Origin of the sequence: Arthrobacter celericrescens (genome assembly GCF_003614925.1) — a bacterium.
In the GTDB taxonomy this organism is placed as follows: domain Bacteria; phylum Actinomycetota; class Actinomycetes; order Actinomycetales; family Micrococcaceae; genus Arthrobacter; species Arthrobacter celericrescens.
This window is the reverse complement of sequence record NZ_QYLP01000035.1, coordinates 36,953-48,635: the sequence shown is the minus strand read 5'-3', so window position 1 is coordinate 48,635 and position 11,683 is coordinate 36,953. Positions and strand designations below refer to the sequence as shown.

11 protein-coding genes are annotated in these 11,683 nt (G+C 67.1%); 2 read left to right on the top strand and 9 right to left on the bottom strand.

What is annotated here, in order from left to right; translation table 11 throughout:
* Window positions 1–95 precede the first annotated feature (95 nt).
* The 5 genes from groL to D3654_RS09115 all read right to left on the bottom strand — a co-directional run bounded on the left by groL (window position 96) and on the right by D3654_RS09115 (window position 4,718).
* A complete protein-coding gene (gene groL / locus D3654_RS09135) occupies window positions 96–1,724 on the bottom strand; it encodes a chaperonin GroEL (RefSeq protein WP_120521186.1) in 1,629 nt (542 codons plus the stop codon).
* Between the two features lie 296 nt (window positions 1,725–2,020).
* Window positions 2,021–3,286, bottom strand: a complete 1,266-nt coding sequence (locus D3654_RS09130; RefSeq protein ID WP_120521185.1) for an ABC transporter substrate-binding protein — start codon at window positions 3,284–3,286, stop codon at window positions 2,021–2,023.
* A gap of 41 nt (window positions 3,287–3,327) precedes the next feature.
* Window positions 3,328–3,531: a cold-shock protein gene (locus D3654_RS09125; RefSeq protein ID WP_115789218.1), complete on the bottom strand. Its 204-nt coding sequence runs from the start codon at window positions 3,529–3,531 to the stop codon at window positions 3,328–3,330.
* 212 nt (window positions 3,532–3,743) lie between these two features.
* Complete coding sequence (locus D3654_RS09120) at window positions 3,744–4,322, bottom strand: LytR C-terminal domain-containing protein (protein ID WP_120521184.1); 579 nt, start codon at window positions 4,320–4,322, stop codon at window positions 3,744–3,746.
* A 60-nt stretch (window positions 4,323–4,382) separates the two neighbouring features.
* Window positions 4,383–4,718, bottom strand: coding sequence for a DUF3263 domain-containing protein (locus D3654_RS09115; protein WP_120521183.1), 336 nt, complete (start codon window positions 4,716–4,718; stop codon window positions 4,383–4,385).
* Between the two features lie 116 nt (window positions 4,719–4,834).
* Here D3654_RS09115 and D3654_RS09110 point away from each other — a divergent pair, with 116 nt between their 5' ends.
* Together D3654_RS09110 and D3654_RS09105 are read left to right on the top strand one after the other, a co-directional pair.
* Window positions 4,835–5,602, top strand: coding sequence for a uracil-DNA glycosylase (locus D3654_RS09110; RefSeq protein WP_245413158.1), 768 nt, complete (start codon window positions 4,835–4,837; stop codon window positions 5,600–5,602).
* Between the two features lie 38 nt (window positions 5,603–5,640).
* Entirely contained in the window at window positions 5,641–6,483 is an 843-nt protein-coding gene (locus D3654_RS09105) for a siderophore-interacting protein (protein ID WP_120521181.1), read from the top strand.
* Window positions 6,484–6,537: 54 nt separating this feature from the next.
* Here the strand turns inward: D3654_RS09105 and D3654_RS09100 are convergent, their stop codons facing one another.
* The 4 genes from D3654_RS09100 to D3654_RS09085 all read right to left on the bottom strand — a co-directional run bounded on the left by D3654_RS09100 (window position 6,538) and on the right by D3654_RS09085 (window position 11,553).
* Window positions 6,538–8,037: a threonine/serine exporter family protein gene (locus tag D3654_RS09100; protein ID WP_120521180.1), complete on the bottom strand. Its 1,500-nt coding sequence runs from the start codon at window positions 8,035–8,037 to the stop codon at window positions 6,538–6,540.
* A 60-nt stretch (window positions 8,038–8,097) separates the two neighbouring features.
* The gene (locus tag D3654_RS09095) at window positions 8,098–9,171 is read right to left on the bottom strand and encodes a lipid II:glycine glycyltransferase FemX (protein ID WP_120521179.1); all 1,074 of its coding nucleotides are present in this window, start codon (window positions 9,169–9,171) and stop codon (window positions 8,098–8,100) included.
* A gap of 87 nt (window positions 9,172–9,258) precedes the next feature.
* Window positions 9,259–10,080, bottom strand: coding sequence for a DNA/RNA non-specific endonuclease (locus D3654_RS09090; protein WP_120521178.1), 822 nt, complete (start codon window positions 10,078–10,080; stop codon window positions 9,259–9,261).
* A 57-nt stretch (window positions 10,081–10,137) separates the two neighbouring features.
* The gene (locus D3654_RS09085) at window positions 10,138–11,553 is read right to left on the bottom strand and encodes an L-serine ammonia-lyase (RefSeq protein WP_120521177.1); all 1,416 of its coding nucleotides are present in this window, start codon (window positions 11,551–11,553) and stop codon (window positions 10,138–10,140) included.
* Window positions 11,554–11,683: the final 130 nt, after the last annotated feature.

Here is an 11,683-nt window from a genome sequence, read left to right as displayed (position 1 = left end):
GGCGGCCCCGGACAGCGGACCGGCAAAACGCCGACGGCGGCCCCCACCGAAGTGGGAACCGCCGTCGTGCGTGGTGCGCGGAAGGCGCTGGGGGCCTAGAAGCCGCCCATGCCGCCCATCTCGTCGGCGCCGGGGCCGGCCGGGGCAGCCTTCTCAGGCTTGTCGGCAACGACGGCCTCGGTGGTCAGGAACAGACCGGCGATGGAGGCAGCGTTCTGCAGGGCAGAGCGGGTGACCTTGACCGGGTCGTTGACGCCGGCAGCCAGCAGGTCTTCGTAGACCGTGGTGGCGGCGTTCAGGCCGTGGCCCGAGGGCAGGCCGCGGACCTTGTCCACCACAACGCCCGGCTCGAGGCCGGCGTTGAAGGCGATCTGCTTCAGCGGAGCGTCGATGGCAACGCGGACGATGTTGGCGCCGGTTGCTTCGTCGCCTTCGAGCTGCAGGTTGGCGAATGCCTTGGCACCGGCCTGGATCAGGGCAACGCCACCACCGGCGACGATGCCTTCCTCAACGGCAGCCTTCGCGTTGCGGACGGCGTCCTCGATGCGGTGCTTGCGTTCCTTGAGTTCGACCTCGGTTGCGGCACCGGCCTTGATGACTGCAACACCGCCGGCCAGCTTGGCCAGGCGTTCCTGCAGCTTCTCGCGGTCGTAGTCGGAGTCGGAGTTCTCGATCTCGGCGCGGATCTGCGCCACGCGGCCGGCGATCTGCTCGGCGTCGCCGGCACCTTCGACGATGGTGGTCTCGTCCTTGGTGACGACAACCTTGCGGGCCTGGCCCAGCAGTTCGAGGCTGGCGTTCTCGAGGCTGAGGCCGACCTCGGAGGAGATGACCTGGCCACCGGTGAGGATGGCGATGTCGGCCAGCTGGGCCTTGCGGCGGTCACCGAAGCCCGGGGCCTTGACGGCGACGGACTTGAAGGTGCCACGGATCTTGTTGACGATCAGGGTGGCCAGGGCCTCGCCCTCGATGTCTTCGGCGATGATCAGCAGCGGCTTGTTGGACTGCATGACCTTCTCCAGGACCGTGACGAGTTCCTTCACGTTGGAGATCTTGGAGTTGACGATCAGGATGTACGGGTCTTCGAGGACCGTTTCCTGGCGCTCTGCGTCGGTGACGAAGTAGGCGGAGATGTAGCCCTTGTCGAAGCGCATGCCCTCGGTGAGCTCGAGCTCCAGGCCGAAGGTGTTGGACTCCTCGACGGTGATGACACCTTCCTTGCCGACCTTGTCCAGGGCTTCGGCGATGAGGCTGCCGATTTCGGAGTCGCCGGCGGAGATCGATGCAGTGGCGGCGATCTCTTCCTTGGTCTCGATTTCCTTGGCGGAGTTCAGCAGTTCGGCGATGACGGCGTCAACGGCCTTCTCGATGCCGCGCTTGAGGGACAGCGGGTCGGCACCGGCGGCAACGTTGCGCAGGCCTTCCTTGACCAGGGCCTGAGCGAGCACGGTAGCCGTGGTGGTGCCGTCGCCAGCGACGTCATCCGTCTTCTTGGCAACTTCCTTGACCAGCTCGGCGCCGATCTTCTCGTACGGGTCGTCGAGTTCGATCTCCTTGGCGATGGAAACACCATCGTTGGTGATCGTGGGGGCGCCCCACTTCTTTTCCAGGACGACGTTGCGGCCACGCGGGCCGAGGGTGACCTTGACGGCGTCGGCGAGGGTGTTCAGACCCCGCTCGAGACCGCGGCGTGCCTCTTCATCAAATGCAATGATCTTGGCCATAACGGCGGTAGTCCTTTCGGGACAGTCGTTAAGAAGGAGCCCTGCAGCGGTGCCCGCGACGGACGGCCAGTTCCTTGCGGCCTCTGTACGCCGCGCAGTCCGGACCTCACCTCGGCAAGGTTTTCTTGATCCCTGGCGACTGCGGCTCCATCGACGGCGTCAACCGGCGAGGATTAGCAGTCAGTGCCAGTGAGTGCTAAGTCAATAATTAGCACTCACCCGGGGAGAGTGCAAGCACAAGGCCGGACGGATCGGGCCTGGCGGGGCCGTGTTCGCCAGGGGTGATCATCCGCAGATCAGGACGCGGCGGAGCGTGCGGCCGTTTCCTTGCCCACCATCTTGGCCGTATTGTCCGGGCCGTAGCCGAAAACCATGTAGTTCGCCGAGGTGATGTCGCCGTTGGCATCAAAGGCGATGGCACCGGATTCGCCGTCGTAATCCGGCGTCTTGCCCGCCTTCAGTGCAGTCACGCATTCCCCGTACGTGCCGCACGTGGTCCGGTCCTTCCCGGTGGCGGCCTTCGGCAGCACCCCGCCGGACACCGTGGTGAGGGACGCGGCGATGGAGGCTCCGGCGTCGTCCTCCGCAGCGGAGGCGGCAATAGCCGCCAGGTTCACGGCGTCGAACGTCTCGGCGGCGAAGGTCATGTCCTTCAGTCCCGGGTCGATGCCCACCAGTTCGTTCTGGAAGTCCGTCCCCGGGGAGGTTCCCGGCAGCACGCCGCGGGCGCCGTCCAGTCCACCGGCGCCCACTTCGCTGCCGTATTGGCGGATGGCGCCGTCGCTGAGGAGCAGTTTCTTCCCGGAGATGCCCGCGTTGAGCAGTTCCGTGAGGGCTCCCTGCGCACCGCGGCGCGCAACCACGACGACGGCGTCCGGCGCAGCGTCCCTGAGCGTCGCCACTGCGGATCCGGCCTTGCCGTCGGCGAAGCCCGCCGCGGGCAGCGCCTCCATGCCAAGCCGCCGGGCAGCATCCGACACTGCCGCGGAGACCTCCTTGCCGTAGTCGCTGTCTTCGTGCAGCACGGCAAGGCGCTTCGCACCGCCGTCGTGGGCAAGCTTCGCGAGCACGCTCCCCTGCGCGGAGTCGGCAGCCGAGGTGCGGAAGTAGTATCCGCCGCTCCGGTAGCTGCTCAAGGCTGTCGCCGTGTTGGCCGGCGAGATCACCGGCACTTTGGCGCGGGAGAGGACGTCGATCGCTGCCGGGGCGTGGCTGGAGTCGCTGGGTCCGATGACGACGTCGGCGCCGGCATCGAGCAGGGAGTGCGCTTGGGCCCCGGCGTCGCGGCCGAATTCTGCGGAGTCCGCCGTGGCGTTTGGCGGGAGCAGCTCTACGGGCTGGCCCTTGTGCCCGCCCGCCGCGTTGATCTGCTTGACGGCGAGCTTCGCGGCGGCGAGCTCCGACTCGTTCAGGAACGCTGAGTCACCCGTATTGTCCAGGAGCAGGCCGATCCGCAGCGTCCCGTCGCCGCTGGCTTCCACGGAGTCCAACCGGGCATTTCCGATCGGCGCGCAGGCGGAGACGGCAAGGACAAGGCCGGAAGCAAGTGCCAGGGCCCACATTCCACCGTTGGGCGCTGGACGCCGGCCGAGGGCTGACTGCACTAGATCAACCGGACGCTCTCTGCCTGCGGCCCCTTCTGGCCTTCGCCGAGCTCGAATTCCACGCGCTGGCCTTCTTCAAGGGCGCGGAAGCCGTCCATCTGGATGGCGGACCAGTGCACAAAAACGTCGTCCCCGGTTTCATCGACGGTGATGAAGCCGTACCCCTTTTCGGCGTTGAACCATTTGACGGTTCCCAAAGCCATGTTCCCCACACTTTCAGTTTGCGAGCCGCCTCCGGGATCTCCGGAGCGGCTTCATCCACTGTAACCAAGGTCACCGCCGCGGGGAGGTGCCAGGCCGGTGTCGGGAAGCAATGTTATTCAGGCGTAACCGGAGTGCCCGTGGGAGCCGGTGGTGGGCCCACGCCGGCGAGGGACCCGCATCGAGCGAAGCGAGATGTGGGAGCCGGTGGGGATTAGTTATACCCGGGGCCGAGGACGACGACGACCGGTACCTGGTACTCGGCGGTGTCGAGTAGCGCTGTGATGCCCAGGAGCTTGCCGAGGGCTTCGGCGTTGCCCTTCTGTTCCGGGCCGTTGTAGAAGATCGCGGAGGCCTGCTGCGGGGCGCCCTGCCAGTTGCCGACGTCGGACAACGCCCAGCCGTCGTTCTGCACCGTAGTGGAGACCCTGCTGGCGAGGCCGCTGACCCCGGCCCCGTTGTAGACCGCCACCGGGGTGGTCTTGTCGACAGGGTCGGTGCTCGTCGGCGTCTCGCTAGGCGTCGGGGTCGCGCTCGGGCTTGCGCTGGGGGCGCTACTCGCGGAGGGCGACGCCGTGGGCTGCTGCGAGGCGGCCTCCTGGCTCGGCGAGGCCGTGGGCGCGGATTTCGGCAGGAACATGAACGCCGTCAGGCCGACCACCAGAGCCAGGGCTCCGAGGACCAGGACCGGCCACAATGCCGGGCGGGAGGCCGGCGTGATGACGCGGTGGACACCCTGGCGCGAGGAGTTCTGCGGCACACGGTCGAATTCATCGCGGGGGAATTTGGTCATGATGAAGCGGTGTCCTTGCTGCTTGCTGCGGGAATCAGCCCTGCACCCAAGCGGCGGGGCTCAGGCGTCGGATCCGAGGCGGCGGGCCGTGCGGGCGCGCTGCCGTGACGTACGTAGTCTACGCAATCTCTTCACGAGCATCGGGTCGTGGGCCAGCGCATCCTCGGAGTCGATAAGGGCGTTGAGGAGCTGGTAGTAGTGCGTCGCCGAGAGGTCGAACAGCTCCCGGATGGCCTGTTCCTTGGCGCCTGCGTACTTCCACCACTGGCGTTCCAGGGCCAGCATCTGCTGCTCCCGCGAGCCGAGCGGAGAGTCGCTGCGGACTTCTGCGGTGAGGTCATCCAGCGCCCATGCACCGGCTCCCGGCGCCATGGGTTCCTGCGCGGGCTCTGCCACGACACACTCCTTCGACGCTTGCCAACACAATCCCTCCCCATGGTAACGGGCAAATAACAGGCATGTCATTTGCCGGGCCGTTTCGCCGCCGGTCCCTGCGCGGGAAGAATGGAGGCGTGGGAAGCGATGAAGCGCTGTTTGAACTCGACGCCGGAAACAGCTCCGCGGATTTCGAGGAGCTCCGCGGCCTGCCGCTGTCCGCGCTCGTGGCCCCGGACTGGGCGGAGGCGCTGGCAGGGGTGGAGCCGGAGCTCCGCGCCGTGCTGGGCTTCGTCGCGGCCGAATCGGCCCGCGGAGCCGAGGTGCTCCCGGCCGCAGCCGACCTGCTCCGTGCCTTCCGCCAACCCCTTGCCGGGGTGAAAGTGTTGATCCTCGGCCAGGATCCGTACCCGACGCCGGGCCACCCCATCGGGCTCTCCTTCGCGGTCTCGGGGGCTACCCGGCCCATTCCCCGGAGCCTGACGAACATCTACCGCGAAATGGAATCCGATCTGGGCCTGCCGCCGCGGACCCACGGCGACCTCAGCGCCTGGAGCAAGGAGGGCGTGCTGCTGCTGAACAGGGTCCTGAGCGTCACCGCTGGCAGTGCCGGATCGCACCGGGGCAAGGGTTGGGAGGCAATTACGACGGCGGCCGTCATCGCCGTCGCCGGCCGCCGCACCGCGGACGGGAAACGCAAGCCGCTGGTCGCCATCCTCTGGGGGAAGGACGCCGCCGCGGTGGGGCCGCTCCTGGACGGGACGCCGTCGATCTCATCTGCACACCCGAGCCCCCTGTCCGCCTCGCGCGGATTCTTCGGCTCGCGGCCCTTCAGCACGGCCAACGAGCTTCTTGCCGACCAGGGCGCCGGGCCGGTCAACTGGGAACTGCCCCCGCGGCCCTAACCGCGCAGGTCCTTCCGGACAGCCCTTAGGCTTAACGGGTGACTTTCCTTCCGGCCACCTCCTCCGCGAACCGTACCTCCCGCCCGCAGGTCAACCTGACCGTGCTGCGCACCGAACAGCTGTCGCCGCACTTGGTGCGAGTCATTGCCGGCGGTCCCGGATTCGCCGGCTACGTGAACAACGACTTCGTGGACCGCTACGTCAAGATCGTGTTCCCGCAGCCCGGCGTCGCCTACGAAGAACCGCTGGACCTGTGGAAGATCCGGGACACCATGCCGCGGGAGCAGTGGCCCTACACCCGCACCTACACCGTGCGGTGGGTGGACGAAGAGGCACAGGAACTGGCAGTCGACTTCGTGGTCCACGGCGACGAGGGACTGGCCGGGCCGTGGGCGCTGCAGGCCAAGCCCGGCGACAGCCTGGTCTTCACCGGCCCAGGCGGCGCCTACAACCCGGATCCCGCGGCGGACTGGCACCTCTTCGCAGGAGACGACGCCGCGCTGCCGGCCATCGCCGCCTCGATCGAGTCCCTCCCGGCCGATGCCAAGGGCCTGGCGTTCCTCGAAGTGGACAGCGAACGCGACGTGCTGGAGATCAAGGCGCCGGCCGGCGTCGAACTTTCCTGGCTCTTCCGCGAGGGAGTACCCGCCGGCTCCGGCAGCTTCCTGCTCGATGCCGTGCGCAACGCCGAGTGGCTGCCCGGACGCGTCCACGTCTTCGCCCACGGAGAGCGCGGCTACATGAAGGGCCTGCGCGACATATTCTTCCGCGAGCATGAATTGGAGCGCGGCCAGGTGTCGCTTTCCGGCTACTGGGCTCAGGGCCGGGTAGAGGACCAGTTCCAGGCTGAAAAGAAGCTCCCGGTAGGCCAGATCCTCTAGCCGTCCGACGGCGGTTGGCGGCGGCTCACCACCGCTGTGGCACCGCTGCGCGCCTTACCGGCGACGGCGGACCCTGCGCCGCTCGTTGCTGGCCAGGTTCCTGGTCAGCGGACGCGCGAGGTTGTCGCCGAGCACGATTCCCGCGGCGGTTGCCAGGACGATCGCCCCGGCATTGAGCATGCCCCCGGTCCCGGCAAGGATGTCCGCTTCCTCGATCGTCAACACATACATCGAACGGAATATGGTCAGGCCGGGCAACAGGATCAACGCGGCCGGAACAGCCACCACCAGCTGCGGCGCACCGAGCCGGAGGGCCACAATGCGGGCCAGCAAGCCGATCACCACGGCGGACAGGGCCGGCGACAACCGGCCCCCGAGCCCCAGCGCCGTGGCGCCCCACAGCACGAAGAAGCCCACCAAGCCAACTGCCGCCGTCGGCAGCAGCAACTTCAGCTGGGTCTGTTCCGTGATGCCGATCGCCACGACCGCGAGGCCGATCAGGAGCGCCTGCGCCCACAAAGGATAGGCGTCCGGGAAGGTTTGGGTGACGTCGATCGCCTGGCTGCCGAGGCGGTCGCCCAGGACGAGGGCGACGGCGATGCCGGCCACGATGGCGCCGAAGGTCAGGATCGTGGATAGGAAACGCCCGGCCGCCGTGACAGGAAAGCCGTTGATGGCGTCCTGCACCGAGGAGACGAGCCGGCCCGTGGGCAAGAGCAGCAGGATGCCGCCCGCCACCACGATCGAGGGGGCGATGTCCGCCCCGGCCCAGCGGAGCATGACGGCGATGAAGGTCACCAGGAAGGCACACGCCGCCGTCACATAGAAATCGGGAGTCCGCCAGCGCCCGAGCTGCCGGGCAAGGAGGCTGACGAGCAGGTTCGAGAGGAAGGCGAGCGCTGAAGCCCCGGGCCCCCCGCCCAGCACTCCGACGAAGGCCGCTGCGAACACACCGAAAGCCACAGTGACCATCCAGCGCGGGAAGGGCTTGCTCTTGCGGATGATGTCGTTCAGGCGGCGGACAGCTTCGTCGCGGCCCACGCCCCCGGCCACGATGTCGGAGACCAACTGGTGCACTTGGGCCAGCCCGGCATAGTTGTTGGTCCAGGAACGCACCACCCGGATCAGGGTCAAGGGGGTCTGGTCCTTGGGCGAGTAGTTGATGGCCACCGACTGGTTGGTGATATCCACCTCGATGTACTTCAGGCCAAGGGAGGCGGTCACAGCGATGATGCTGGTTTCCACTTCCAAGGCGCCGGCACCGTAACGGAACATCGTCTCGGCCAGGTGCAGCGCGAAGTCGATGGTCTTCCGGGCGGAGGCATCCACCCCGCCCACCTGGATGGTCGGGTTCGCATACGGGCTGCCGGCGAGCCGGTCCACGATGCTCAGCGGAGCAGTGGGCGGGTTTTCGCCCTGCACCAGCCGCCGGAGCATCCGCCGGGCGCTGATGTTCTGCTGGACCTGCGAGGGGCGGATCGGCTGGGTCTTGGGCAGTCCGTCCGTCTGGGGCCGGCTGCCTGCGTCCGACTTGTTTTCAGGGCGGTCGGTCAAGCGGGTCTTCCTCCAGGTTGTGCGGCCATCAAGGCCATGCAGCGGCTTGCTGCTGCGATTCTAGTAAAACTGCTGCCCGGTGCGGCGCGTGTAGAGCTGGCGGGCGATCCGCTCTCCTGCAACGGTCCAGAGTTTGTATTTCAGGGGGCTGAGGACCTGGTCGTAGCATCCCACGAAGTCCGTGACCGTCTTGCTGAAGCTGGTCTTGAACAGGCCCAGGCCGTGGAAGGGGTGGGAGCTGTCCTTGACCTTGTCCGCCGGCGGCGTGCCGCAGAAGTCGTACTCGGTGCAGCCCAGCTCCTTGACCTGGTTGATGGCGGTCCACTGCACCAGGTGCGAGTCGCCGTACTGGCCGCGCTGCTGCAGGGACCCGCCGTCCTTGTAGGTGCCCTTGCGGCCGTAGTTGATCACGAAGGCACCCACGGAGGGGACGCCGTTTTCATAGACGAACAGCAGCCGGCCCTGGTCGCGCTTGATGAAGTTGGTCCAGAAGCGGTTGTAGTAGTCGAACTCGCGGACCCGCACCTGGGACTTGGCTTCCACTGTGTTGGTCATGAGCCCGTACATGGCGCGGAAGTTCTCCTCCGTGGGGTCCATGTTGAGCACCTCGACGCCTTCGCGGATGGCCCGGCGCACGGCGTTGCGGCCGCGGGAGTGGAGGGTGCGGAGCAGCGGCTGCTCCTCAAGGGAGATGTCCAGGAGCGCCGTGGAATCGTTCGGCTGCAGGTTGGGCGTCTTGACGAGCCCGGTGGCATCGATGGCCGAACGGGCCTCGTCGGTGAGCACGATGTCCGGTTCGATCTTGATGGCGAACACTCCGGCCTTGCTGCGCTTCACGAACTCCGCGTTGGCATGGACGATGCCGGCGATGTCCGCCACTTCGGCAACGTCGGGGCCCTTGATGAGGTACCAGAGCTTGCCCAGCACCGGGAAGGACTTCTCCAGGACCAGGTTGTAGCTGGTGTAGTCCGGGCCTTCGTAGGCCAGGTGGAGGGGCTTCCAGCCGTAGTGCTGCTTCACCTCGGCGAAGGCCTCGGACTGCAGGAGGTTTCCGCCGTTCGGGTTGGCTGTCACCAAGGCATCCCAGTTGGCAATTTCCTCGGCAGTGGCAAAGCGGGCGGTGAATTCTCGCAAGGGGGCCGTGTCCAATCAGTCGCGTACAGGAGAAGCGCAGCCACAAGTCTATCGGCACCCGACGACGCCGCCCGCCGGGCGTCCCGCCTACAGCCTGATCTGGGCGGCGCTCTCCAGGAACACGGCCTTGGGCTTCTCGCCCAAGGCGCGCTGCCCGCGGGCGAGGCGGTCGGCGTCGACGAGCCCGTCAAGGGACAGGCCGGTCAGGTCCGCGATTTCCTGGATGGGCACCTGGAACGTGCGGAAAGGACCGAGCGGGGGCGGCTCGTCCTCCAGCAACCGCTTGCGGGTGGCTTTCTCCAGCTCCACTTTGTCCAGCAGGGAGGTCTGGTCCACCACGAAACCGACGGCGCCGAGTTCGGCCTCGTTGGTCCATGCGGCGATCTTCCAGAACTTCCGGGGCACGTGCACCCCGCGGTACGGCGGATCGTCGTCCCGGAAGACCGGTCCGGTGAAGACGCTCAGCCTGGCGTCGTAGGTGTCCGCGTGCCCCAGCACATGGTCTTCAAGCCCCACCCACAGCTGCTTGCCCTGGTTGAAGTCGTCGATCTGCGGGGCCGCGTTGGTGAATGCGAAGGTGTCCTGATTGGCCGTCCGGGCCGTGGCCTCGTCGCCCCACACCGGGTCCAGGCGGCGCACCAGGTGGCCGCGGTCGAAGGCGTTGTTCTTGTAGACCTCAGGGCCGGCCTGTTGTTCCTTGGGCACCCTGGAATCGAAGTGCCAGGTTCCTTCCCGGGCCAAGGCCTCCAGCTCCTTGCCGTTGATGTTGACCCCGACAATCGCCGCAAGTTTCCGGTCAGGACGGAGCCGCACCGAGAAGTGCGTGTAGTCCAGAAGAATCGTCGTCACCGACGGACTGGGCAGCTCAAGGCCGGCCCGCAGGAACCCGCTGTCGTATCCCCCGCTCATGGGAAAAAGCATGGCACCCACCCCTGACAATAAACAGGGGTCAGGCGATAAACAGCGTCAGCACTCCACCACGTTGACGGCCAGGCCGCCCATCGCGGTTTCCTTGTACTTGGAGCTCATGTCCTTGCCGGTTTCCCGCATGGTGACGATGACCTCGTCCAAGGACACCCGGTGCGAGCCGTCGCCCCACAGAGCCATCTTGGCGGCGTTGATGGCCTTCGCCGCGGCAATCGCGTTGCGTTCGATGCACGGGATCTGCACCAGGCCGCCGATGGGGTCGCAGGTCAGGCCCAGGTTGTGCTCCATGGCGATTTCGGCGGCGTTTTCCACCTGCGCCGGGGTGCCGCCCATGACCTCCGCCAGGCCGGCCGCAGCCATGGACGACGCCGAACCGACCTCGCCCTGGCAACCCACTTCTGCCCCGGAAATGGAGGCCTGCTCCTTGTAGAGCACACCCACGGCACCGGCAGCCAGCAGGAACTTCACGACCACGTCGTCGCGGTCCTCCTGGCTGGCTTTGTCCATGCCCGGGGCGAAGTGCAGGGCGTAGTAGAGCACCGCAGGGATGATACCCGCGGCACCGTTGGTGGGCGCGGTGACGACCCGGCCGCCCGAGGCGTTCTCCTCGTTCACGGCCAAGGCGATCAGGTTGACCCATTCCTGCCAGTACTTGGGGTCGTTGTCCTTGTCCTCCTTCAGGAGGCGGTCATGCCAGTCGGGGGCCCGACGGCGGACCTTCAGTCCGCCGGGCAGCACGCCTTCGCGCTTGATCGACTTTTGGACGCAGCCTTCCATAACGGACCAGATGTGCAGCAGGCCTTCACGGATTTCCTCCTCGGAACGGGAGGCGAGCTCGTTGAGGAGCATGATTTCGGAAATGCCCAGGCCCTTGGAGGCGCAGTGGCCGAGCAGTTCAGCTGCGGTGCGGAACGGCAGCGGGAGTTCCTTCTTGGACTCGTCCAGCTCCTTCTGCGCGGCGTCCTCCTCACCCTCGCGCACAATGAAGCCGCCGCCCACGGAGAAGAACGTGGCGGCGTGCAGCACCTCGCCGTCGGCGTCCCTGACCGTGAAGGTCATACCGTTCGTGTGGCGGGGCAGCACGGTGAGGGGGCGCAGCACCATGTCGGACACGCCGTACGGCAGGGCCACGCCGCCGTCGGGATCCTGGGAGCCGGCCAGGTGCAGGGTTCCGGTGTCCGCGATCGCGGCGAGGCGTTCCTCGACCTCTTCGGGCAGGATCACCTCGGGGTAGTAGCCCTCCAGGCCCAGCAGGATGGCCGTCATGGTTCCGTGGCCATGGCCGGTGGCGGCGAGCGACCCGTACAGGTCCACCCGCAGCGAGGCGACCTGCGCGAGCTTGCCGCTGTCCTTCAGTTCCCCCGCGAACACCGCGGCAGCCCGCATCGGCCCCACGGTGTGGGAACTCGAGGGCCCAAGGCCAACAGTAAAGAGGTCAAAGACGCCAACAGCCATGTCGGTTCCTAACTAGATGGTTACTTCTCGGGTTCCGTTGGAACCGGCATCCTCCGCGTGCTCGGTCGCAAAGACGCCCGCTGCGCGGACGTGATGCTCCCTTGGACGCACGCTTCCGGATACCGGCCCC

What these genes read in the sequence shown, in the direction of transcription:
- D3654_RS09120 (WP_120521184.1), bottom strand. Translation starts at nt 4,322, where the DNA reads ATGACCAAATTCCCCCGCGATGAATTCGACCGTGTGCCGCAGAACTCC.
- groL (WP_120521186.1), bottom strand. Translation starts at nt 1,724, where the DNA reads ATGGCCAAGATCATTGCATTTGATGAAGAGGCACGCCGCGGTCTCGAG.
- D3654_RS09125 (WP_115789218.1), bottom strand. Translation starts at nt 3,531, where the DNA reads ATGGCTTTGGGAACCGTCAAATGGTTCAACGCCGAAAAGGGGTACGGC.
- D3654_RS09130 (WP_120521185.1), bottom strand. Translation starts at nt 3,286, where the DNA reads ATGTGGGCCCTGGCACTTGCTTCCGGCCTTGTCCTTGCCGTCTCCGCC.
- D3654_RS09085 (WP_120521177.1), bottom strand. Translation starts at nt 11,553, where the DNA reads ATGGCTGTTGGCGTCTTTGACCTCTTTACTGTTGGCCTTGGGCCCTCG.
- D3654_RS09090 (WP_120521178.1), bottom strand. Translation starts at nt 10,080, where the DNA reads ATGAGCGGGGGATACGACAGCGGGTTCCTGCGGGCCGGCCTTGAGCTG.